The following is a 22,049-nucleotide window of genomic DNA, read 5'->3' as shown; positions in this document are numbered from 1 at the left end:
GTGCTGAGCGTCATCGCCGCCCTGTGGGGCGCCGCCGCCGGGCTGCTGCTGCCGCGCCCCGCCTACCGCCTCTCCGTGGAGCCGGAGGAGCCGTGGCGCGCCGAGGACCCCGACGGACGGCCGATCCGCGGCTGGCTCGGCACGGCGCGCTACGGACCGAGCACCCTGGTCCTCTCGTTCTGCACCGCCCTCGTCTGCGCCCTGCTCGCGGCGGCCACCGGCACCCGGCCCGAGCTGGGCGCCTGGCTCCTGCTCGCGCCCGTGTGCACCTTGCTGGCCACCGTCGACTTCGCCGTGCACCGGCTGCCGGACGTGCTCACGCTGCCGCTGGCCGCCCTCGCGCTGCTCGCGCTCGGCGCCGCCGCCGTACTGCCCGAGCCCGGCGGATCGTGGCGCGGCGCGCTGTTCGGCGCGGCCGGCCTGGGCGGCTGGTACCTGCTGCTGCTCCTCGTCTACCCGAAGGGGATGGGGTTCGGGGACGTGAAGCTGGCGCTCGGGCTCGGGGCGGCGCTCGGCTGGTACGGGTGGGGCGTGCTCTTCCTCGGGGCGTTCGCGGGGGTGCTGTTCAACGGCCTGTACGCCGGGGTGCTGATCGTGACCCGGCGGGCGGGCCGCCGCACGGAGATGCCGTTCGGGCCCTTCATGATGGCGGGGGTCTGCGTGGGGGTTCTGCTGGGCGCCCTGGGGGCCTGACGTACGCTGAGACGGTCCGCCCTGAATTTGTTCAGATCCTCCGAAAGGGGCACGCCCGGTGACCGAGAAGGCCGCTCAGCAGTCCGTCCTCGACCGTGCCGCCGCCGGTGGGCGGATCACCCCCGAAGAGGCCGTGGTGCTCTACCGCGACGCGCCGCTGCACGCGCTCGGCGCCGCCGCCGACGCGATCCGCCGCCGCAAGTACGCGGGCATCGAGCACATCGCGACGTACATCATCGAGCGGAACATCAACTACACGAACGTGTGCGTCACGGCGTGCAAGTTCTGTGCCTTCTACGCGGCCCCGAAGGACACCAAGAAGGGCTGGTCCCGCGACCTCGACGACATCCTGCGCCGCTGCGCGGAGACGATCGAGCTGGGCGGCACGCAGATCATGTTCCAGGGCGGCCACCACCCGGACTACGGGGTCGAGTACTACGAGGAGCACTTCTCCGCGATCAAGAAGGCGTACCCGCAGCTGGTCATCCACTCCCTCGGCGCGTCCGAGGTCGAGCACATGGCCCGGATCTCCAAGGTCTCCGTCGAGGAGGCGATCCAGCGCATCCACGCCGCGGGCCTCGACTCCTTCGCCGGTGCCGGCGCCGAGCTGCTGCCCGCGCGCCCGCGCAAGGCGATCGCCCCGCTGAAGGAGTCCGGCGAGCGCTGGCTGGAGATCATGGAGACCGCCCACAACCTGGGCGTCGAGTCGACCTCCACCATGCTGATGGGCACCGGCGAGACCAACGCCGAGCGCATCGAGCACCTCAGCATGATCCGCGACGTACAGGACCGGACGGGCGGCTTCCGCGCCTTCATCCCGTACACGTACCAGCCGGAGAACAACCACCTCAAGGGCCGCACGCAGGCCACGCTCTTCGAGTACCTGCGGATGATCGCGATCGCCCGGATCTTCCTCGACAACGTCCAGCACATCCAGGGCTCCTGGCTGACCACGGGCAAGGAGGTCGGCCAGCTCTCGCTCCACTACGGCGCGGACGACCTCGGCTCGATCATGCTGGAGGAGAACGTCGTCTCCTCGGCCGGTGCCAAGCACCGCTCGAACCGCATGGAGATCATCGAGCTGATCCGCAAGGCCGGCCGCGTCCCCGCGCAGCGCGCCACCACGTACGAGCACCTCGTCGTGCACGACGACCCGGCGAACGACCCGGTCGACGAGCGCGTCATGTCCCACATCTCGTCCACCGCGATCGACGGCGGGACGGCCCACCCCGAGCTGAAGCTCGTCGCCACCAACTGAGGGCGTCTTGCTGACTCTCCACACCGTCGCCGACGGATCGTCCGTCCTCGTCGACGGCGAGTACGTCAAGGCCGTGGGCCCGTACGAGGAGCTGGCCGCCGCCGCCCCGCAGGCGCGGGTGCGGCGCTGGCCCGGCATCCTCACCCCCGGGCTGCTCAACCCGTACGGTCCGGAGATCCTGGAGCACACCTACCACCCCGATCCGCGCGAGGCCGGCACGTACGGCACGACGCCGATCGGCGGGGAGCGGGCGCGGGCGATCTTCCGCGCGGACCCGGCACGGCTCGGGGCCAGCGCCCGCCGGGGTGTGCAGCGGCTGTTCGCGCACGGCACGGTGGCCCTGGCCGGGGAGTTGCGGGCCAGGCCGGTCCTGGAGGTTGTGCAGCGGTCCGGGCTCCTGTTCGCCGCGCGCCCCGACCGGCTGTCCGGGCCCGTCTCCCTCTCCCCGAAACCGCTGGTCCTGCTGCCCGGACTGGTCGTGGGCGGCCCGGCCCGGTTCGCGGTGTTCGACGTCGCGGACCGCGCGGAGCTTGTGCGGCGGGGGGCCGCGACCTGTGTGGCGACCGTGCTGGGTGGGCGGCTCGTGTACCGGGGGCGCTGACCGCGCGGTTCCGCGGGCCCCTTGGCGTCTGCCGGGTTCGGCCGTCTTGTACGTACGTGTCTCGTCGTGGCTGGTCGCGCAGTTCCCCGCGCCCCTGGTGCATGCGGCTTCGCCGCAGCCCCAGCGGCCCGTTGAGATGCCGCACGAAGTGCGCATCTCAGGGGCGCGGGGAACTGCGCGGCCCGCCCCCACCGGCCGTCGGCCCGCGACGAGACCGCCCCCCGGCAGACGCCTCCCGCCCTCGGCGACAAATCCGCCCCGAGTGACCGGACCCGCCCTCGGCGACAAATCCGCCCCGAGTGACCGGACCCGCCCTCGGCGACGAATCCGCCCCGAGTGGCCGGACCCGCCCTCGGCGATGAGATCAGCCCCGGGTGCCAGACCCGCCCCCCGCAGACGCATCCCGGTTGCCCGATGGCAGGGGCCGCCCTGCCACAATGGGCGGGTGACCCGCGCATCCCTGGACAAGCAGCCGCACGAAGTCGCTTCGATGTTCGACGACGTGGCGGAGAAGTACGACCTCACCAACGACGTGCTCTCCCTCGGGCAGGCGCGGCTGTGGCGCAAGGAGGTCGCCAAGGCGGTCGACGCGCGCCCGGCGCAGAAGATCCTCGACCTGGCCGCCGGGACCGCCACGTCCTCGCAGCCGTTCGCGCGGGCCGGCGCGTACGTCGTGCCCTGCGACTTCTCGCTCGGCATGCTCCGGGTCGGCAAGAAGCGCCACCCGTGGATGCCGTTCACCGCGGGCGACGGCATGCGGCTGCCGTTCAAGGACGACACGTTCGACGCGGTGACCATCTCCTTCGGGCTGCGCAACATCCAGGACACCGACCAGGCGCTGCGCGAGCTGTACCGCGTGACCAAGCCGGGCGGCCGTGTCGTCATCTGCGAGTTCAGCCACCCCACGTGGGCCCCGTTCCGCACGGTCTACACCGAGTACCTGATGCGGGCCCTGCCGCCGGTCGCGCGCACCGTCTCCTCGAACCCGGACGCGTACGTCTACCTCGCCGAGTCGATCCGGGCCTGGCCCACCCAGCCCGAGCTGGCCGCCCGCCTCCAGGGCGCCGGCTGGCAGCGGGTGGCCTGGCGCGACCTCACCGGCGGCATCGTCGCGCTGCACCGCGGTATCAAGTAAGTCCCGTTTTGGGTATTGCAGTTGACGGGAACCGGGGCACGACGAAGATGAGTCCTGTGATTACGGGGTGACGTCCGGTGACGGCACGTCACCCGATCGCCCCTGGACCATCACGGAGCCACCAGATGCCGTCGTCCTGCCCGCACTGTGGAGCCGAGGCTCCTGAAGAGGCCCGCTTCTGCATGAGATGCGGCCGGGACCGGTCCGCGGCCGCGCCCGTGCCCCCGTCCGCACCCCCACCCCCTCCCGGCGCCCCGCCCGTCGCGGTTCCTGCCCCCCTGGGCCCGCCGCCGCCCGCGCACGCCCCGGGCCCCGACCGGCCCTCGGCCGTCGGGCAGTTCCTCGGCCGTGCGCTGCGCGGCGACTGGGCCGGGGCGGCGCAGGCCGCGCTGTGGCCGGTCGGGCTGCTGCTGATCGCCGCGTCCGCCCTCGCCATCCCCTCCTACGGGCAGGACTCCGGCGACGTCGCCGTGGGCTTCGCGGACCGGATGCGCATCGCCCTCGCCGTACTGCTCCAGGGGCTCGGCGGCAGCCTGGAGGTCTCCGGAGCGGACTCCGGCGGATCGCTGTACGGCGGTTACGACTCCGGCTCCTCCGGCACCGCGTCGCTCTCCGTCGTACCGCTCCTGGTCACCGTGGTGTGGATCGTGGCGCTCGTCATCGGCGTACGGATGCTGCGCACGCGCCTGTACGCGCGGACCGTGCCCGGCACGCCCGGTGGCGCGGCCGGTGCGAGCGCGGGGCTCGAAGCGGCGGTGCGGGTCGCCCTGTTGGTGACCGGCGCGACGCTGGTGCTCGCGCTGATCGGGCAGCCGGAGATCGACGAGGTGTCGCTGTCCACGGCGCCGTTCCTGACCGCGCTGTGGACGCTGCTGCTCGCCTGCGCGGTCGCCGGGGGAGTGCTGCACGGCGACGACCTGAAGTACCGGGTGGCGACCGCCCGGCCGGGTGTGCGGATGACGGTGCGCGCTTTCGGTACGGCGGTGCGTGCCCTGGGCTGGGTGCTGCCGATCGCCCTGACGCTCGGCTGGATCGGACTCGCGATCTTCGGCGAGGACGGTTCTTCCGGCCCCTCCGACGCCGGTGACTCCTCCGACTTCGACGGTTCGGCCGCGGCGGCGCTCGGCGCCGGACTGATGCTGCTGCCGAACGCCGCCCTCGCCGTGCTCGGCGTGTGCTGGGGCGCTCCGCTGGAGATCGAGGGCCGGGGCTCGTCGTCGCTCGGGGGCGGTGGCTACGAGAAGGAGTCGTTCGGGCTGTCCCGGATCGGCGACGAACTCGGCTCGGGCGCCGTCGTCTACGTCCTCGCCGCCGGGCTGGTCTGCGCCCTGTTCGTGGGCGTGCTCACCGTGCGGCGCTCGCTCGACCGGCGGGAACAACTCCTCTCCGCCGGGCTCTTCTTCGGCCTGTTCCTGCTGCTCGCCGGGGTCGGCGGCCTCGGCGCGGAGTTCGCCGGGGACCTCGACTTCTTCGGCAGCGGCTCGGGCCACATCGACGTGGGCCTGAGCGTCCCGGACGCGCTGCTGTTCGGACTGCTGTGGACGGCCGGCACGGCGTTCCTCGTGCCGTACCTGATGCGGATGGCGGGCCTGAGCACCGGCGCCGTACCGCCCCTGCTTCCGGCGCTGCCGGGCCAGGCACCGGCTTCCGGCTGGGGACCGATGCCGGGTGCCGCCCAGACACCGACCTCCGGCGCCCCCGGGCCGCCTTCACCGTTCGGCCCGCCTTCACCGTTCGGCCCGGCCCCCTTGTCCGGCCCGGTCCCACCGTCCGACCCGGCGTCGATGTCCGGCCCGGTCCCGCCGTCCGACCCGGCGCCGGTGTCCGGTCAGGCGTCTGCACCCGGCCAGGCGTCTGCACCCGGCCAGGGCTCGCCGTCGGGCCCGGCAGCGGACCCCGCGCCCGGACCCGACTCCACACCCACACCCCCGCCCGCACCCACACCCGCTCCCAGCCCCAACTTCAGCAAGGCGCCGGCCTCCGCTGACGCGGCCGCATCCGACCAACCCCCGGCCCCCGCCCCGCCGCCCGCTCTCGATCAGGCCCTGACCATGGGCCCGGGGCTCCTGCGCAGTCACACCCCCGTGCCCGCCCCGGCACCTGCCCCCGCGCCCGTTCCGACTCCTCCGTCCGCGCTGCCCGGCCAGGGACCCGCGTACGGGCCGGGGCCGACCCCGTACGACCCCGCCGCCTTCCTGCTCGCCCCGCCCCCGCCCGCCGGCTCCGCCCGGAAGCGGCGCGTCGGGGTCTGGGTCGGGACCATCGCCGGCGCGTTCGTCATCGGCGGTGGGGTGGCGGCCGGTGTGCTGCTGTTCCAGGACGGCGGCGATGGCAAGAAGAACGCCGCGGACGACAAACCCAACTCCACCCGCTCCGAGCAGCAGAGCCCGACGCCGACCCAGAACCAGACGCGACCCCCGACGCCGGCACCGACCCCGACTCCCACGCCGACCCCGACCCCGACCGAGAACGCCGCCGCGCCCACCGGCGCGCCCGTCGTACCCGCCGGTTACCACCAGGTCTTCGACGAGAAGGGCTTCTCCTTCGTCATCCCGGACCTGTGGGGCCGCGTCGGCGTCAAGCGCGGCAGCCAGATCACGTACGCGGGCAGCACCGACACGGAGAAGTACATCGTCGGCGTCATCCCGAACGCGCCCTACACCTCGCACGGCAACCTCCTCGCCATGGAGAAGCACCTCCAGGAGGACAAGGACACGACGGGCTACCGGCGCGTCCTCCTCGACACGAACACCTTTCAGGGCAAGCCCGGAGCCATCTGGGAGTACACGTACGAGAACGAGGCCGGGCAGACGATCCACGGCGTCGACCAGTCGTACATCGCCGCCGACGGCACCGAGTACACGATCTTCCTGACGGGCAAGGAGGACGCCTGGACCGAACTGTCCGGTACCTACCAGGTCGGCCTCGACTCCTGGCGTCTCACTGACACGGAGTGAACGGCGCGGCCGGTTCGTTCAGTTCACGGCGCATGCCACCGCCCCGCGGGCCCGGCTCGCGGGGCACGCGCACGCCCGCGCCCCCACCGCCGCTCTCTCCCTCGCCGAGGTCGAACCAGATCGTGACCGCTGCGTCCCGGGGGACCTCGGCGCCGGGCAGCGGGTACTGGCGCACCACGTAGTCGACGGCCGTCAGGGGGAAGTCGGGCCGGTCCGGGGTCGCGAGGCGCACGCCGTGGCCCTCGGCCGTGCTGCGCGCGTCGACCGCCATCAGACCGACCAGTTTCGGAACCCGGACTTCCAGTGGGTTCTCGGGTGGAATGTGCACAGAGGTCACCCCCAGGAGGTACCGGAAGGGTAGCCCCCGGGAGGCGCCGCGCGGAACGGCGCGACCACCACAACTCCCGCCCCCCGCGCTCCGATCGAGGACGCGCCACGAGCGCGGCGCGCGCCGAGGCACCGGCGTGCGCCACTGAGCCGGCGTGGCCCACAGAGTCGGCGTGCGCCATAGAACCGGCGTGCGCCGCTGAGCCGGGGTGGCCCACAGAGTCGGCGTGCGCCATAGAACCGGCGTGCGCCGCAGAACCGGCTGGGCCACAGAACCGGCGTGCGCTAAAGCTCCAGCCGGAAGCAGTGCCCCTGGCGCCCCGTCGGTGTCACGAACGTCTCGAACCGCTCCATGCCCAGGCGCCGGGTCACCGCGATCGAGCGTTCGTTGAGCGCGTCGACCATCGCGACGACGCTGGTGACGCCCGCCGCCCGGACCCGCTCCAGGGTGGCGACCGCGGCGGCCGTGGCGTACCCCTGGCCCCAGTGCGCGCGCCCGAGCCGCCAGCCGATCTCGATCTCACCGGTCGGGCCCCACGCGCGCTCCCAGGGCTGCGCGCCGGTGAACCCGATGACCTGGCCGGACTCGTCGGTCATCGTCCACAGGCAGATCCCGCGCTCGGCGTCGTGCCGGCGCTGGCGCGCGGTCAGCTCCTCGTAGACGGACAGCTCGGCCGAGGCACCGCCGTGGAACTCCATGACGTCCGGGTGGTCGAAGACCCGGTGCCAGGCGAAGGCGTCCTCGTGCGTGGGGACACGCAGATCCACGGCGGGCAGGACTCGACTCATGGGCTGGCCCTTCGGCTGGGTGATCGATGCCGCTGAATAGACTGCCCATGTCCGTGCCGGACGGCACACTGTTTTCGAGCCTGGGGAGAACCCGCCGTGACCGAGCAGCCCAAGCGACTCGGCAACGCTGAGCACAGCGCAGATGTGATCGTCGTCGGGGCCGGTCCTGCCGGTTCGACGACCGCCTACTACCTGGCGAAGGCGGGGCTCGACGTCCTGCTCCTGGAGAAGACCGCGTTCCCCCGCGAGAAGGTGTGCGGCGACGGCCTCACACCGCGCGCCACCAAGCAGCTCGTCTCCATGGGCATCGACATCTCCGAAGAGGCGGGCTGGCTGCGCAACAAGGGCCTGCGCATCATCGGCGGCGGTGTCCGGCTCCAGCTGGACTGGCCGGATCTCGCCAGTTACCCGGACTACGGTCTGGTCCGCAAGCGCGACGACTTCGACGAACAGCTCGCCCGCCAGGCACAGAAGGCCGGCGCGCGGCTGTACGAGCGGTGCAACGTGGGCGCGCCGATCATCGACGACCGCACCGGCCGGATCACCGGCGTCCACGCGAAGCTCGGCGACTCGGGCGAGAAGCGTGACGTCACCTTCCACGCCCCGCTCGTCGTCGCGGCGGACGGCAACTCCACCCGGCTGTCCCTCGCCATGGGTCTGCACCGGCGCGAGGACCGCCCGATGGGCGTCGCGGTGCGCACGTACTTCACGTCGCCCCGCCACGACGACGACTACCTGGAGTCCTGGCTGGAGCTGTGGGACAAGCGCGGCCCCGGCGAGGACCGGCTCCTTCCCGGCTACGGCTGGGTCTTCGGCATGGGCGACGGTACGTCCAACGTCGGCCTCGGCATCCTCAACTCCTCCAAGGCGTTCAAGGAGCTCGACTGGCGCGAGGTCCTCAAGGCCTGGTGCGCGTCGATGCCGGCGGACTGGGGCTACACCCCGGAGAACATGACGATGCCGATCCGCGGCGCGGCCCTGCCGATGGCCTTCAACCGCCAGCCGCACTACACCAAGGGCCTCCTGCTGGTCGGTGACGCGGGCGGCCTGGTCAACCCGTTCAACGGCGAGGGCATCGCGTACGCCATGGAGTCCGGCCAGATCGCGGCCGACGTCATCGTGCAGGCACACGCGCGCGCCACCGACGCCCAGCGCGAACTGGCCCTCCAGCGCTACCCGAAGGTGCTCAAGGACACCTACGGGGGTTACTACACGCTGGGCCGCGCCTTCGTGAAGGTGATCGGCAATCCGAAGATCATGAAGATCGCGACGCAGCGCGGGCTGTCCCACCCGATCCTGATGAAGTTCACGCTGAAGATGCTCGCCAACCTGACGGACCCCACCGGCGGCGACGCCATGGACCGCATCATCAACGGGCTGAGCAAGGTCGCGCCGAAGGCGTGAACCGTACGTCCCGGGAGGCGCGGCGCGATTTGGCGGCGCCGCGCGTCAGGGGCAGGGTGGAGCCATGATTTTCATCGCAGTGAAGTTCACCGCCCGCCCCGAGCACGCCGACTCCTGGCTGGAGAAGACCGCCGCGTTCACGGCCGCGACCCGCGCCGAGGAGGGCAACCTCTTCTTCGACTGGTCGCGCAGTGTCGAGGACCCGAACCAGTACGTCCTCCTGGAGGGCTTCCGGGACGGTGACGCGGGCGCGGTGCACGTCGCCTCCGACCACTTCAAGGCCGGTCTCGCCGCGATGGCGCCGCTCATCGCCACCACCCCCGAGATCATCAACGCCGAGATCCCGAACGAGGGTTGGGGCGCGATGGGGGAGCTGGCCCCGCAGGGCTGAGAGCCGGGGAAACAACGTACGAAGGCCGCCGCGCCCCGAACCGGGCGTGGCGGCCTTCGCCGTACTCGGACAGTCTCGGAGGACCGCCGTACTCGGACAGTCTCAGAGGACGCGGACCGCGCCGCTCGCCGGGTAGCCGGACAGGTCCTGGATGACGACGCCCTTGGAGGGGTTGGCGGCGTCCAGGTACTGGCCGTTGCCGATGTAGACGCCGACGTGGTACGCCGAGCCCGCGCCGCCCCAGTACAGGATGTCGCCCGCCTGGATGTTGGAGAGGGAGACCGCGGTGCCGGCGGTCGACTGCTCCTGGGAGGTACGCGGCAGGTCCACGCCGGCCTGCTTGAACGCGGCCTGGACGAGGCCGGAGCAGTCCCACGAGTTCGGGCCCGTGCCACCCATCACGTACGCGTCGCCGACCTGGGCCTGCAGGAAGCTGAGGACGCCGCCGACCGAGCCGCTGGCCGGGGCGGCCACGGTGGTGGAGGCCGAGGCCGAGGCCGAGGCGGAGGAGGCGGACAGCGTCGTGCGCTCGCTGGAGCGGGAGGCGGCCTGCTGGGCGGCTGCCTCGCGCTCGGCCTTCTCCTTGGCCGCGGCTTCGGCCTTCTTCTTGGCCTCCGCCTTCTTCTCGGCGTCGGCCTGGTCCTTCTTGGCCTGCTTGGCGGCGTTGGCGAAGGCCTCGTCGCGCTCGGCCTGGAGCTGGTAGTTGGCCGCGGCCTGCTGGGTGGCGTCCGCGGACTGGGCGACCTGGGAGGACAGGTCGGTGGTGAGCGTGGGCAGTTCGATGGTCTGCGTCACGGGCTCGGCAGCGTTCGCCGCACCGGACGCACCAGCAACGGCGAGGGTGCTGAGTACGCCACCGGTGACTCCGGCGCGCAGGGCCATCTTCGAGGCGCTGCGACGGGGCTTCCGGTGGCTGGGTATGTGAGCGGTGTGGGACATGAGTACAACCGCTATCAGGGCTTCACGGTTCCCATCAAGAAACGTGTGGTGCGCCACAGTTGTGAAGTTGCGGCGCGAATCGGGCGTGTTGCGGCCCTTATTGACGCCGTAAAGGGCAATACGGACAACCTTGATCCAGGCTGTGATCACGCCGTTTCAGCAATACGTCCGAATTACCCGACGCCTACCACTCGTTGACACCGTTGGCCAAGCCCGGTTTCCGGGGCGTTACCTGCCGCGTGATGCAGGTCACATGAGACCCCTAAGGGTCGGCCCCTCGTCCACCTCCGTCCACACCTTTCCCTCTGGGGTGTGAACGACGTCCACTATCAGCCACTCGCGTCCAGCACCAATTTGCCCCCGGTGCCCGCCTCTTGATAGTGCGACGGACCTCCCCACCAGCCATGACGAGGCAAGTTGTCACCTCTGGTGATCACTCAGGCGCTTCGAGTGTGAAGATCACCGCTCATCCGACTTCATGATCCTTCGTCAGGTGGTGGAGATCACAAACGAGTTGGCGCACCCCGTGTCGCAGATCACAGAGGAGCAGGCATAGTATGCGGGGCAAGTTGGGCTTGTGACCTGCTTCACATGTAAGCGATCTTCGACCGTTTGCGTGAGGCGGGGTGCGGGCCCGTGACCGCCAGCAGTCAGTGCCGACTGAGAGGAGCGAGGAGCGGTGAACGCGTATGCGCCCATCCTCGTACTGGGAGCCCTCGGGGCAGGCTTTGCGATCTTCTCCGTGGTCATGGCCACGCTTATCGGTCCAAAGCGGTACAACAGGGCCAAGCTAGAGGCTTATGAGTGCGGGATCGAGCCGACCCCCACGCCGGCCGGCGGCGGGCGCTTCCCCATCAAGTACTACCTGACGGCGATGCTCTTCATCGTCTTCGACATCGAGATCGTCTTCCTCTACCCCTGGGCCGTCACCTTCGACGCCCTGGGGGTTTTCGGGCTCGTAGAGATGCTGCTCTTCGTGCTCACCGTCTTCGTCGCGTACGCGTACGTATGGCGGCGCGGCGGCCTGGAATGGGACTGAACCCCGCACAGGGGAGACCAGGAGCCACAGACCAATGGGACTCGAAGAAAAGCTGCCGAGCGGATTCCTTCTGACCACCGTCGAGCAGGCCGCGGGGTGGGTGCGCAAGTCGTCCGTCTTCCCCGCCACGTTCGGCCTCGCGTGCTGCGCCATCGAGATGATGACGACGGGCGCGGGCCGCTACGACCTGGCGCGGTTCGGCATGGAGGTGTTCCGCGGGTCGCCTCGCCAGGCGGACCTGATGATCGTCGCGGGCCGGGTGAGCCAGAAGATGGCGCCCGTCCTGCGTCAGGTCTACGACCAGATGCCCAACCCCAAGTGGGTCATCTCGATGGGCGTCTGCGCCTCGTCGGGCGGCATGTTCAACAACTACGCGATCGTGCAGGGCGTCGACCACATCGTGCCGGTCGACATCTATCTGCCCGGCTGCCCGCCCCGGCCCGAGATGCTGATGGACGCGATTCTCAAGCTCCATCAGAAGATCCAGTCCTCCAAGCTCGGCGTGAACGCCGAGGAGGCGGCCCGTGAGGCGGAGGAAGCGGCGCTCAAGGCGCTCCCGACGATCGAGATGAAGGGGCTGCTGCGGTGAGTGACGCGCAGAACGACGGGGCCAACCCCGAGAAGGACCTGAGTGCCGCGAACCTTCCCGGGCAGCGCGGCGACCAGGGCGAGGAGATCCGGGTCCAGCGCGGCATGTTCGGCGCCGACAACGGTGGTGACACATCCGGATATGGCGGACTCGTCCGCTCGGTCCGGCTGCCCGGCGAGTCCGTCCGCCCCTACGGCGGATGGTTCGACGAGGTCGCCGACGAGCTGGAGGGGGCCCTGGAGGAACAGGGCCTCGTCCCCGCCAACGCCATCGACAGGACGGTCGTCGACCGCGACGAGCTCACCTTCCACATCGAGCGCGAGTACCTGGTCCGCGTCGCCCGCACACTGCGCGACGATCCGGCCCTGCGCTTCGAGCTGTGCACAGGGGTGAGTGGGGTCCACTACCCCGGCGACAAGGGCCGCGAGCTGCACGCCGTCTACCACCTGCGGTCGCTCACCCACGGCCGGCTGATCCGCCTCGAGGTCTCCATGCCCGACGCGGACCCGCACGTGCCGTCCCTGGTCGCCGTCTACCCGACCAACGACTGGCACGAGCGCGAGACGTACGACTTCTTCGGCATCGTCTTCGACGGCCACCCCGCGCTGACGCGGATCATGATGCCGGACGACTGGCAGGGCTTCCCGCAGCGCAAGGACTATCCCCTCGGCGGTATCCCCGTCGAGTACAAGGGCGCCCAGATCCCGGCTCCGGACCAGCGGAGGTCGTACTCGTGACCACACCCCACGCAACTCCTCGCGCCACGACCGAGGGCACCGTATATACGGTCACCGGCGGTGACTGGGACGAGGTCGTCCAGTCCGCCGCCACGTCCGACGACGAGCGCATCATCGTCAACATGGGCCCCCAGCACCCGTCCACGCACGGCGTGCTGCGGCTGATCCTGGAGATCGACGGCGAGACGGTCACCGAGGCCCGCTGCGGCATCGGCTATCTGCACACAGGCATCGAGAAGAACCTCGAGTACCGCACGTGGACGCAGGGCACCACGTTCGTGACGCGCATGGACTACCTGACGCCGTTCTTCAACGAGACGGCGTACTGCCTCGCCGTCGAGAAGCTCCTCGGCATCACGGACGAGATCCCCGACCGGGCGAGCATCATCCGCGTCCTGCTCATGGAGCTGAACCGGCTCTCCTCGCACCTGGTCTGCATCGCCACCGGCGGTATGGAACTCGGCGCGACCACCATCATGATCTACGGCTTCCGTGATCGTGAACTCATTCTCGACCTCTACGAGTTGATCACCGGCCTGCGCATGAACCACGCGTACATCCGGCCCGGCGGACTCGCCCAGGACCTGCCGCCCGGCGCGGTGGACCAGCTCCGCGAGTTCGTGAAGAAGATGAAGAAGAACCTGCCCGAGTACGACAAGCTCGCCACCGGGAACCCCATCTTCAAGGCCCGCATGCAGGACGTCGGCCACCTCGACCTCACCGGCTGCATGGCCCTCGGCGCCACCGGTCCGATCCTGCGCTCGGCAGGACTCCCGCACGACCTGCGCAAGACGGACCCGTACTGCGGCTACGAGAACTACGACTTCGAGATCCCGACCGCCGACACCTGCGACTCCTACGGCCGCTTCCTGGTCCGCCTGGAGGAGATGCGCCAGTCGCTGCACATCGTCGAGCAGTGCCTGGACCGGCTCGCCCCGGGGCCGGTGATGGTCGGCGACAAGAAGATCGCCTGGCCCGCCCAGCTGGCCCTCGGCCCCGACGGCCTCGGCAACTCGCTCGACCACATCAAGAACATCATGGGCACCTCCATGGAAGCCCTCATCCACCACTTCAAGCTGGTGACCGAGGGGTTCCGCGTCCCGCCGGGACAGGCGTACAGCGCCGTGGAGTCACCCAAGGGCGAACTGGGCGTGCACGTCGTCTCCGACGGCGGCACCCGCCCCTTCCGGGTCCACTTCCGCGACCCGTCCTTCACCAACCTTCAGGCGATGGCGGCGATGTGCGAAGGCGGCCAGGTCGCCGACGTCATCGTCGCTGTCGCATCCATCGACCCCGTGATGGGAGGCGTCGACCGGTGACCACCAGTTCCACGGATGCTGCTGGGCAGGGCGTCAGCCTGGGCATGCCCCAACTGCCCGCGCCCACCTACCCGGACGATGTCCGTGCCCGGCTGGAGACGGACGCGAAGGAGATCATCTCCCGCTACCCCGGCTCCCGCTCGGCGCTGCTCCCGCTGCTCCACCTCGTCCAGGCGGAGGAAGGCCATGTCACACGCACCGGCATGCGGTTCTGCGCCGACCTGCTCGACCTGACCACCGCCGAGGTCACGGCCGTCGCGACCTTCTACTCGATGTACCGGCGGGCGCCCAGCGGCGACTACCAGGTCGGTGTCTGTACCAACACCCTGTGCGCCGTCATGGGCGGCGACGCCATCTTCGAGGCGCTCCAGGAGCACCTCGCCGTCGGCAACGGCGGCACCACGGACGACGGCAAGGTCACGCTGGAGCACATCGAGTGCAACGCGGCCTGCGACTTCGCCCCGGTGGTGATGGTGAACTGGGAGTTCTTCGACAACCAGACGCCCGAGTCCGCCAAGCGGCTCGTCGACGACCTGCGCGCGGGGACGCAGGTGTCACCCACCCGCGGCGCCCCGTTGTGCACCTTCAAGGAGACGGCGCGCATCCTGGCCGGCTTCCCCGACCGGCGCGAGGGCGCCGTCGAGGCGAGCGGCAGCGCCGGGCCCGCCTCCCTGATCGGACTCCGGCTCGCCAAGGGCGAGACGCCGCCCGCGCGCGTGGTCCATCCGCGCACCGAGGTCGTGGAGAGCGACGCGCCGCACGAGCCGTCGCCCGCCGAGCACCTGAGCTCGCACGACGCGCCGCAGGACACATCGGCCTCCGACCCGGCCAACCCAGCGGGTCCTGCCGCCGAGGAGGGGGAGTGATGACGTTGGCAGCCGAGATCGAGAACAACGACACCAGCCCGGAGAAGGTGCTCGCACCGGTCCTTTCCGCCTTTTGGGACGAGGACAAGTCCTGGTCTTTGGATGTGTACCGCCGGCACGACGGATACGAGGGGCTGCGCAAGGCCCTCGCGATGGCGCCGGACGATCTCATCGCCTATGTGAAGGACGCGGGGCTTCGCGGGCGCGGAGGCGCCGGATTCCCGACCGGGATGAAGTGGCAGTTCATCCCTCAAGGTGATGGCAAGCCGCACTATCTAGTTGTCAACGCCGACGAATCGGAGCCGGGGACGTGCAAGGACATCCCGCTCCTCTTCGCGAACCCGCACAGCCTCATCGAGGGCATCGTGATCGCCTGTTACGCGATCCGTTCCGAGCACGCGTTCATCTACTTGCGCGGTGAAGTGGTCCCCGTACTAAGGCGGTTGCACGAGGCCGTGCGCGAGGCCTACGCCGCGGGGTATCTCGGGCAGAACATCCTCGGGTCCGGTCTCGACCTTGAGCTCACCGTGCACGCCGGCGCGGGCGCGTACATCTGTGGTGAGGAGACCGCACTCCTGGACTCGCTCGAAGGCCGCCGTGGTCAGCCGCGACTCCGTCCCCCCTTCCCTGCCGTCGCGGGCCTCTACGCGTGCCCCACTGTGGTGAACAACGTCGAGTCCATCGCGTCGGTTCCCGCGATCCTCCATCGGGGCAAGGACTGGTTCAGGTCGATGGGCAGCGAGAAGTCGCCCGGCTTCACGCTCTACTCGCTCAGCGGCCACGTCGCTTCGCCCGGCCAGTACGAGGCCCCGCTCGGCATCACGCTGCGCCAGCTCCTCGACATGAGCGGCGGCATCCGGCCCGGCCACCAACTCAAGTTCTGGACGCCGGGCGGCAGTTCGACCCCGATGTTCACCGAGGAACACCTCGACGTCCCCCTCGACTACGAGGGTGTCGGCGCCGCCGGGTCGATGCTCGGCACCAAGGCGCTCCAGTGCTTCGACGAGACGACGTGCGTCGTGCGCGCCGTCACGAGGTGGACCGAGTTCTACGCCCACGAGTCCTGCGGCAAGTGCACACCCTGCCGCGAAGGGACGTACTGGCTCGTGCAGTTGCTCCGCGACATCGAGGCCGGCAAGGGCTCCCTGGACGACCTCGACAAGCTGAACGACATCGCCGACAACATCAACGGCAAGTCGTTCTGCGCCCTCGGCGACGGCGCCGCCTCGCCGATCTTCTCCTCGCTCAAGTACTTCCGCGCGGAGTACGAGCAGCACATCACGGGCAAGGGCTGCCCCTTCGACCCGGCCCGCTCGACGCTCTGGGCGGACGGGACCGACCAGCACCGCACGGAGGTGAACGCGTGACTGTGACCACCAACGCTCCCTCCGGGGGCGGCGAGGCGGCCGTACCGCCGGAGGATCTCGTCTCGCTGACGATCGACGGCATCGAGATCAGCGTCCCCAAGGGCACGCTGGTCATCCGGGCCGCCGAACTGCTCGGCATCGAGATCCCCCGGTTCTGCGACCATCCGCTCCTCGACCCGGCCGGCGCCTGCCGCCAGTGCATCGTGGAGGTGGAGGGTCAGCGCAAGCCGATGGCGTCCTGCACCATCACCTGCACCGACGGCATGGTGGTCAAGAGCCAGCTCACCTCGCCCGTCGCCGAGAAGGCGCAGCACGGCGTGATGGAGCTGCTGCTCATCAACCACCCGCTGGACTGCCCGGTCTGCGACAAGGGCGGCGAGTGCCCGCTGCAGAACCAGGCGATGTCGCACGGCCGGTCCGAATCGCGGTTCGAGGGCAAGAAGCGGACGTACGAGAAGCCGGTACCGATCTCTACGCAGGTGCTGCTCGACCGTGAGCGGTGCGTGCTGTGTGCGCGGTGCACGCGGTTCTCGAACCAGATCGCGGGCGACCCCATGATCGAGCTGATCGAGCGCGGCGCGCTCCAGCAGGTCGGCACGGGCGAGGGCGACCCCTTCGAGTCGTACTTCTCCGGGAACACCATCCAGATCTGTCCGGTCGGGGCGCTGACCTCGGCGGCGTACCGATTCCGCTCCCGCCCCTTCGACCTGGTGTCGTCGCCCTCGGTGTGCGAGCACTGCGCCGGCGGCTGCGCGACCCGTACCGATCACCGGCGCGGCAAGGTGATGCGCCGCCTGGCGGCCGACGACCCCGAGGTCAACGAGGAGTGGATCTGCGACAAGGGCAGGTTCGGCTTCCGGTACGCGCAGCGGCCGGAGCGGCTGACGACGCCCTTGGTGCGTGATTCCGGCTCCGGTGAGCTGCGGGCCGCGTCCTGGCCGGAGGCCCTGGAGGTCGCCGCCCGGGGGCTCGGCGGGGCGCGCGGCCGGGCCGGTGTGCTGACCGGGGGCCGGCTGACGGTCGAGGACGCGTACGCGTACAGCAAGTTCACCCGCGTCGCCCTCGACACGAACGACATCGACTTCCGCGCGCGCGTGCACAGCAGCGAGGAGGCCGACTTCCTGGCCGCGCGCGTCGCGGGCCGGGGCCGTGATCTGGACGGCAGCGGTGTCACGTACAAGAAGCTGGAGAAGGCCCCCGCGGTGCTTCTCGTCGGTTTCGAGTCGGAGGAGGAGGCGCCCGGCGTCTTCCTCAAGCTCCGCAAGGCATGGCGTGGGCACGGCCAGCGGGTCTTCTCGCTCGCCACGCACGCGACGCGCGGCCTGGAGAAGGCCGGCGGCACGCTGCTGCCCGCCGCGCCCGGCACCGAGACCGAGTGGCTGGACGCGCTCGCCTCCGGGGTCGGCCTGGCGGAGGGGGGCGCCGCCGCCGCGGAAGCGCTGCGCGGCGAAGGTGCCGTGCTCGTCGTCGGTGAGCGGCTCGCGGCCGTCGCGGGCGGCCTCACCGCCGCCGTGCGGGCCGCGGCCGCGACCGGCGCCGAGCTGGTGTGGATCCCGCGCCGTGCGGGTGAGCGCGGCGCCGTCGAGGCCGGCGCGCTGCCCTCGCTGCTGCCGGGCGGCCGTCCGGTGACCGACCCGCGCGCGCGGGACGAAGTCGCCGCGGCCTGGGGAGTGGCCGAGCTGCCGCACCGCTACGGGCGGGACACCGGGCAGATCATCGAGTCCGCCGCCACCGGCGAACTGCGGGCCCTCGTCGTCGCGGGGGTCGAGATCGCCGACCTGCCGCATCCGGTGCGCGCGCGTGAAGCACTTCACGAGGTCGCATTCCTGGTCTCTCTGGAGCAGCGGCCCAGTGAGGTCACCGAGCACGCGGACGTGGTGTTCCCGGTGGCCGCGGTCGCCGAGAAGGCGGGCACGTTCCTCAACTGGGAGGGCCGGGTGCGGATGTTCGAGACCGCGCTCAAGCCCGACCAGATGACGCGCCGCGTAGCGCCCACGGACGCGCGCGTGCTGCAGATGCTGGCCGACGCCATGGACGTACATCTGGGGCTGCCCGATCTGCGGGCCGCGCGCGGTGAGCTGGACCGCCTGGGCAACTGGGACGGTCCGCACGCGAGTGAGCCGCTGGAGACCGGCGGCCAGTTGCCGCGTCCGGCCGTCGGTGAGGCCGTACTCGCCGGGCACCGGCTCCTGCTCGACCAGGGCCGCCTCCAGGACGGCGACGAGGCGCTCGCCGGTACGCGGCATGCCGCCCACGCGCGCGTGTCCGCCGCCACGGCCGCCGAACTGGGCGTGAAACACGGCGACGTGCTCGCCGTCACCGGGCCCGCGGGCGCGGTCGCGCTGCCCCTCCAGGTCACGGAGATGCCGGACCGCGTGGTGTGGCTGCCGCTCAACTCCGCGGGCGGCGGCGTCGCTTCGGACACCGGTGCCGTCCCCGGCGACCTGGTGAAGATCGGCCCGGCCCTCGCCGGAGCCCCGGAGGTGCAGTCATGAGCAGCCCCACGGCACTGGGCCCAGTGGCACTCGAAGACCTGTCGATGTTCGGCACCGATCCGTGGTGGCTGGTCGTCGTCAAGGCGGTGTTCTGCTTCGCCTTCCTGATGGTGACCGTGCTGTTCTCCATCGTGTGGGAGCGCAAGGTCGTCGCCTGGATGCAGCTGCGCATCGGTCCGAACCGGCACGGCCCCTGGGGCATGCTCCAGTCGCTCGCCGACGGCATCAAGCTGATGCTCAAGGAAGATTTGATCGTCAAGCGCGCGGACAAGGTGGTCTACGTCCTCGCGCCGGTCATCGCCGCGATCCCCGCGTTCATGGCGATCGCCGTGATCCCGTTCGGGCCCTCGGGCAACGAGGTCTCGATCTTCGGCCACCGTACGGCGATGCAGCTCACCGACCTGCCGATCGCGATGCTGTACATCCTCGCGGTCGCCTCCGTCGGCATCTACGGCATCGTGCTCGCCGGCTGGTCCTCCGGGTCCACGTACCCGCTCCTGGGCGGCCTGCGGTCCTGCGCGCAGATGATCTCGTACGAGATCGCGATGGGTGCCGCGTTCGCCTCGGTCTTCCTGTACTCGGGCTCGATGTCGACCTCGGAGATCGTCGCCCAGCAGCACGACCGCTGGTACATCGTCCTGCTGCCGGTCTCGTTCCTGATCTACATCGTGACGATGGTCGGCGAGACGAACCGCGCCCCGTTCGACATGCCGGAGTCCGAGGGCGACCTCGTCGGCGGCTTCAACACCGAGTACTCGTCCATCAAGTTCGCGATGTTCATGCTCGCCGAGTACGTGAACATGGTGACGGTCTCCGCGGTCTCCGCGACGCTCTTCCTGGGCGGCTGGCGCGCACCGTGGCCCGTCTCGACGTTCTGGGAGGGCGCGAACCACGGCTGGTGGCCGCTGCTCTGGTTCGTCATCAAGGTCCAGCTGCTGCTGTTCTTCTTCATCTGGCTGCGCGGCACGCTGCCCCGGGTCCGCTACGACCAGCTGATGAAGCTCGGCTGGAAGGTGCTCATCCCGGTCTCCGTGGTGTGGCTGATGCTCGTCGCGACCGTGCGGACCCTGCACAACGAGAACTACGACTTCGCGGACATCGCCCTGTACGTCGGCGGCGCCATCCTCGTGATCCTGCTGCTGTCGTTCGTCGTGGACATCTTCCGCGACCGGGGGGCCAAGCAGCGTGCGGAGGCCGAGGAGCCCGTCGCCTTCGACCCGATGGCGGGCGGATTCCCCGTGCCTCCGCTGCCCGGACAGACCCTGCCGCCCGTGCCGCGCCGACGCCCGAGGCACGAGCGGGAGTTGATTGCCAGTGGTGGGCCCGATACTGCGAGTGACGAATCACTCGGCGGATCTAGTGAGGGAAAGGAGGCGTCCGATGGCTGACGAGAAAGACACCAAGCCCGGGTTCCAGAACCCTGTCGCCGGTTTTGGCGTGACCTTCAAGGCCATGTTCAAGAAGCGGCTGACCGAGCAGTACCCGGAGCAGGAGAAGACCACTGCTCCCCGCTTCCACGGCAGGCACCAGCTCAACCGCCATCCGGACGGCCTGGAGAAGTGCGTCGGCTGCGAGCTGTGCGCATGGGCCTGCCCGGCGGACGCCATCTATGTGGAGGGCGCGGACAACACCGAGGAGGAGCGCTACTCCCCGGGCGAGCGGTACGGCCGCGTCTACCAGATCAACTACGCCCGCTGCATCCTGTGCGGCCTGTGCATCGAGGCGTGCCCCACGCGCGCGCTGACGATGACGAACGAGTTCGAGCTGGCCGACAGCAGCCGCGCCAACCTGATCTACACCAAGGAGCAGCTGCTCGCCGGGCTCGAAGAGGGCATGGTCGAGTCGCCGCACTCGATCTTCCCCGGCACCGACGAGCAGGACTACTACCAGGGGCTGGTGACCGAGGCGGCGCCCGGCACCGTGCGTCAGGTGGCCCTGTCCAAGGGCGAGACGCCGCAGGAGGGGGCCGCGACCTTCGGGGACGGCGAGCCCGCGTCGAAGAAGGTGATCAGCTGATGACGCAGCTCGCCACCGTCACACTCTCCGCGGGTACCTCCACCGGCGAGGCCTTCCAGTTCTGGGTCCTCGGCACGGTCGCCGTGATCGGCGCGCTGTGCACGATCCTCATGAAGAAGGCCGTGCACAGCGCCCTGTGCCTCGCCGGGACCATGATCATCCTTGCGGTGTTCTACCTGGCCAACGGTGCGTACTTCCTGGGCATCGTGCAGATCGTCGTCTACACCGGCGCGATCATGATGCTGTTCCTCTTCGTGGTCATGCTGGTCGGCGTCACCGCCGCGGACTCCCTGAAGGAGACCATCAAGGGGCAGCGCTGGCTGGCCGCCCTGTGCGGGCTCGGCTTCGGTGTCCTGCTGGTCGCGGGGATCGCGAACGCGTCGCTGAACCAGTTCAACGGGCTCGGCAAGGCGAACGCGAACGGGAACGTCGAGGGCCTCGCGACCCTCATCTTCACCAAGTACGTCTTCGCCTTCGAGATCACCGGCGCCCTGCTCATCACGGCCACCATCGGCGCCATGGTGCTCACGCACCGCGAGCGCACCGAGCGGGCCAAGACCCAGCGGGAGCTGGCCGAGCAGCGCGTGCGCGAGGGCAAGCACCTGCCGCCGCTGCCCGCCCCCGGCGTCTACGCCCGGCACAACGCGGTGGACATCGCCGGCCTGCTGCCGGACGGCACCCCGTCGGAGCTCACGGTGATGCAGACGCTGCGCCGGCGCGGTCAGGTCCGTGACGTCTCCGGTGAGGCGCTCCGCGACCTGAAGGCACTGGAGCAGCGCTCGACCGACCGTCTGGAGCGTTCAGAGGAGGCGTCGAAGTGAACCCGGTCAACTACCTCTATCTCGCCGCCCTGTTGTTCACGATCGGTGCCACCGGCGTGCTCATCAGGCGGAACGCGATCGTGGTGTTCATGTGCATCGAGCTGATGTTGAACGCGTGCAATCTCGCGTTCGTCGCGTTCTCGCGGATGCACGGCAATCTCGACGGCCAGATCATCGCGTTCTTCACGATGGTCGTCGCCGCCGCGGAGGTCGTGGTCGGGCTCGCGATCATCGTGTCGCTGTTCCGTTCCCGCCACTCGGCCTCGGTCGACGACGCCAGCCTGATGAAGCTGTAAGGGGCCGCGA

General features: G+C 70.2%; 21 protein-coding genes. 18 read left to right on the top strand and 3 right to left on the bottom strand.

The features are described from left to right. The 5 genes from ACZ45E_RS25445 (at position 1) to ACZ45E_RS25425 (ending at position 6,644) form a co-directional block, all read left to right on the top strand. On the top strand, positions 1-693 hold the full coding sequence (locus ACZ45E_RS25445) for a prepilin peptidase (RefSeq protein ID WP_468224383.1): 693 nt from the start codon (positions 1-3) through the stop codon (positions 691-693). Between the two features lie 58 nt (positions 694-751). Further along, the gene (gene mqnC, locus ACZ45E_RS25440; protein ID WP_468224381.1) at positions 752-1,951 is read left to right on the top strand and encodes a cyclic dehypoxanthinyl futalosine synthase; all 1,200 of its coding nucleotides are present in this window, start codon (positions 752-754) and stop codon (positions 1,949-1,951) included. Positions 1,952-1,958: 7 nt separating this feature from the next. After that, on the top strand, positions 1,959-2,552 hold the full coding sequence (locus ACZ45E_RS25435) for an imidazolonepropionase-like domain-containing protein (protein ID WP_468224378.1): 594 nt from the start codon (positions 1,959-1,961) through the stop codon (positions 2,550-2,552). Between the two features lie 445 nt (positions 2,553-2,997). Next, positions 2,998-3,687 carry a demethylmenaquinone methyltransferase gene (locus tag ACZ45E_RS25430; RefSeq protein ID WP_468224376.1) on the top strand — a complete coding sequence of 230 codons (690 nt, stop codon included), beginning with the start codon at positions 2,998-3,000 and terminating at the stop codon, positions 3,685-3,687. A gap of 125 nt (positions 3,688-3,812) precedes the next feature. After that, positions 3,813-6,644, top strand: coding sequence for a zinc ribbon domain-containing protein (locus ACZ45E_RS25425; RefSeq protein ID WP_468224374.1), 2,832 nt, complete (start codon positions 3,813-3,815; stop codon positions 6,642-6,644). Here the strand turns inward: ACZ45E_RS25425 and ACZ45E_RS25420 are convergent. Continuing rightward, entirely contained in the window at positions 6,628-6,915 is a 288-nt protein-coding gene (locus ACZ45E_RS25420; RefSeq protein WP_468224372.1) for a PASTA domain-containing protein, read from the bottom strand. The two genes, ACZ45E_RS25425 and ACZ45E_RS25420, sit on opposite strands and share 17 nt — an antisense overlap. 341 nt (positions 6,916-7,256) lie before the next feature. Then, positions 7,257-7,760 carry a GNAT family N-acetyltransferase gene (locus tag ACZ45E_RS25415; protein WP_468224370.1) on the bottom strand — a complete coding sequence of 168 codons (504 nt, stop codon included), beginning with the start codon at positions 7,758-7,760 and terminating at the stop codon, positions 7,257-7,259. Positions 7,761-7,856: 96 nt separating this feature from the next. Between ACZ45E_RS25415 and ACZ45E_RS25410 the strand changes: the two genes are divergently transcribed. Together ACZ45E_RS25410 and ACZ45E_RS25405 are read left to right on the top strand one after the other, a co-directional pair. Beyond that, positions 7,857-9,164, top strand: a complete 1,308-nt coding sequence (locus ACZ45E_RS25410) for a geranylgeranyl reductase family protein (RefSeq protein WP_468224369.1) — start codon at positions 7,857-7,859, stop codon at positions 9,162-9,164. Positions 9,165-9,228: 64 nt separating this feature from the next. Continuing rightward, entirely contained in the window at positions 9,229-9,555 is a 327-nt protein-coding gene (locus tag ACZ45E_RS25405) for a putative quinol monooxygenase (protein ID WP_468224368.1), read from the top strand. A gap of 102 nt (positions 9,556-9,657) precedes the next feature. Here ACZ45E_RS25405 and ACZ45E_RS25400 read toward each other — a convergent pair whose 3' ends face one another. Next, positions 9,658-10,494, bottom strand: coding sequence for a C40 family peptidase (locus ACZ45E_RS25400; protein ID WP_468224366.1), 837 nt, complete (start codon positions 10,492-10,494; stop codon positions 9,658-9,660). A 679-nt stretch (positions 10,495-11,173) separates the two neighbouring features. Between ACZ45E_RS25400 and ACZ45E_RS25395 the strand changes: the two genes are divergently transcribed. Genes ACZ45E_RS25395 through nuoK form a run of 11 tightly spaced genes read left to right on the top strand, consistent with a single transcriptional unit; the run spans position 11,174 to position 22,039 of the window. Then, positions 11,174-11,533 (top strand): NADH-quinone oxidoreductase subunit A, encoded by a 360-nt coding sequence (locus ACZ45E_RS25395; protein ID WP_007383963.1) that lies wholly within the window; start codon positions 11,174-11,176, stop codon positions 11,531-11,533. Between the two features lie 34 nt (positions 11,534-11,567). Then, a complete protein-coding gene (locus ACZ45E_RS25390) occupies positions 11,568-12,122 on the top strand; it encodes a NuoB/complex I 20 kDa subunit family protein (RefSeq protein ID WP_018528252.1) in 555 nt (184 codons plus the stop codon). After that, on the top strand, positions 12,119-12,859 hold the full coding sequence (locus ACZ45E_RS25385; protein WP_468224364.1) for an NADH-quinone oxidoreductase subunit C: 741 nt from the start codon (positions 12,119-12,121) through the stop codon (positions 12,857-12,859). The genes ACZ45E_RS25390 and ACZ45E_RS25385 overlap by 4 nt, the downstream gene beginning before the upstream one ends. Next, complete coding sequence (locus ACZ45E_RS25380; protein ID WP_468224363.1) at positions 12,856-14,178, top strand: NADH-quinone oxidoreductase subunit D; 1,323 nt, start codon at positions 12,856-12,858, stop codon at positions 14,176-14,178. Before ACZ45E_RS25385 ends, ACZ45E_RS25380 begins: the two co-directional genes overlap by 4 nt. Next, complete coding sequence (gene nuoE / locus ACZ45E_RS25375; protein ID WP_468224361.1) at positions 14,175-15,044, top strand: NADH-quinone oxidoreductase subunit NuoE; 870 nt, start codon at positions 14,175-14,177, stop codon at positions 15,042-15,044. The genes ACZ45E_RS25380 and nuoE overlap by 4 nt, the downstream gene beginning before the upstream one ends. Then, a complete protein-coding gene (gene nuoF / locus ACZ45E_RS25370) occupies positions 15,044-16,411 on the top strand; it encodes an NADH-quinone oxidoreductase subunit NuoF (RefSeq protein WP_468224360.1) in 1,368 nt (455 codons plus the stop codon). The genes nuoE and nuoF overlap by 1 nt, the downstream gene beginning before the upstream one ends. Next, positions 16,408-18,906: an NADH-quinone oxidoreductase subunit G gene (locus tag ACZ45E_RS25365; protein WP_468224358.1), complete on the top strand. Its 2,499-nt coding sequence runs from the start codon at positions 16,408-16,410 to the stop codon at positions 18,904-18,906. Before nuoF ends, ACZ45E_RS25365 begins: the two co-directional genes overlap by 4 nt. Next, positions 18,903-20,294 (top strand): NADH-quinone oxidoreductase subunit NuoH, encoded by a 1,392-nt coding sequence (nuoH, locus tag ACZ45E_RS25360; protein ID WP_468224357.1) that lies wholly within the window; start codon positions 18,903-18,905, stop codon positions 20,292-20,294. Before ACZ45E_RS25365 ends, nuoH begins: the two co-directional genes overlap by 4 nt. Continuing rightward, positions 20,287-20,922, top strand: a complete 636-nt coding sequence (gene nuoI / locus ACZ45E_RS25355) for an NADH-quinone oxidoreductase subunit NuoI (RefSeq protein WP_468224355.1) — start codon at positions 20,287-20,289, stop codon at positions 20,920-20,922. Before nuoH ends, nuoI begins: the two co-directional genes overlap by 8 nt. After that, positions 20,922-21,743, top strand: coding sequence for an NADH-quinone oxidoreductase subunit J (locus ACZ45E_RS25350; RefSeq protein WP_468224353.1), 822 nt, complete (start codon positions 20,922-20,924; stop codon positions 21,741-21,743). Before nuoI ends, ACZ45E_RS25350 begins: the two co-directional genes overlap by 1 nt. Next, on the top strand, positions 21,740-22,039 hold the full coding sequence (gene nuoK, locus ACZ45E_RS25345) for an NADH-quinone oxidoreductase subunit NuoK (protein ID WP_003974374.1): 300 nt from the start codon (positions 21,740-21,742) through the stop codon (positions 22,037-22,039). Before ACZ45E_RS25350 ends, nuoK begins: the two co-directional genes overlap by 4 nt. Positions 22,040-22,049 lie beyond the last annotated feature (10 nt).

It is taken from the genome of Streptomyces sp. NPDC030991, from assembly GCF_055571235.1.
Note: the sequence above shows the minus strand (reverse complement) of the source record. Positions and strands in the feature narration are given on the sequence as shown.

What these genes read in the sequence shown, in the direction of transcription:
- nuoF (WP_468224360.1), top strand. Translation starts at nt 15,044, where the DNA reads ATGACGTTGGCAGCCGAGATCGAGAACAACGACACCAGCCCGGAGAAG.
- ACZ45E_RS25350 (WP_468224353.1), top strand. Translation starts at nt 20,922, where the DNA reads ATGACGCAGCTCGCCACCGTCACACTCTCCGCGGGTACCTCCACCGGC.
- nuoH (WP_468224357.1), top strand. Translation starts at nt 18,903, where the DNA reads ATGAGCAGCCCCACGGCACTGGGCCCAGTGGCACTCGAAGACCTGTCG.
- ACZ45E_RS25405 (WP_468224368.1), top strand. Translation starts at nt 9,229, where the DNA reads ATGATTTTCATCGCAGTGAAGTTCACCGCCCGCCCCGAGCACGCCGAC.
- ACZ45E_RS25390 (WP_018528252.1), top strand. Translation starts at nt 11,568, where the DNA reads ATGGGACTCGAAGAAAAGCTGCCGAGCGGATTCCTTCTGACCACCGTC.
- ACZ45E_RS25415 (WP_468224370.1), bottom strand. Translation starts at nt 7,760, where the DNA reads ATGAGTCGAGTCCTGCCCGCCGTGGATCTGCGTGTCCCCACGCACGAG.
- nuoI (WP_468224355.1), top strand. Translation starts at nt 20,287, where the DNA reads ATGGCTGACGAGAAAGACACCAAGCCCGGGTTCCAGAACCCTGTCGCC.
- ACZ45E_RS25420 (WP_468224372.1), bottom strand. Translation starts at nt 6,915, where the DNA reads ATGGCGGTCGACGCGCGCAGCACGGCCGAGGGCCACGGCGTGCGCCTC.
- ACZ45E_RS25425 (WP_468224374.1), top strand. Translation starts at nt 3,813, where the DNA reads ATGCCGTCGTCCTGCCCGCACTGTGGAGCCGAGGCTCCTGAAGAGGCC.
- ACZ45E_RS25400 (WP_468224366.1), bottom strand. Translation starts at nt 10,494, where the DNA reads ATGTCCCACACCGCTCACATACCCAGCCACCGGAAGCCCCGTCGCAGC.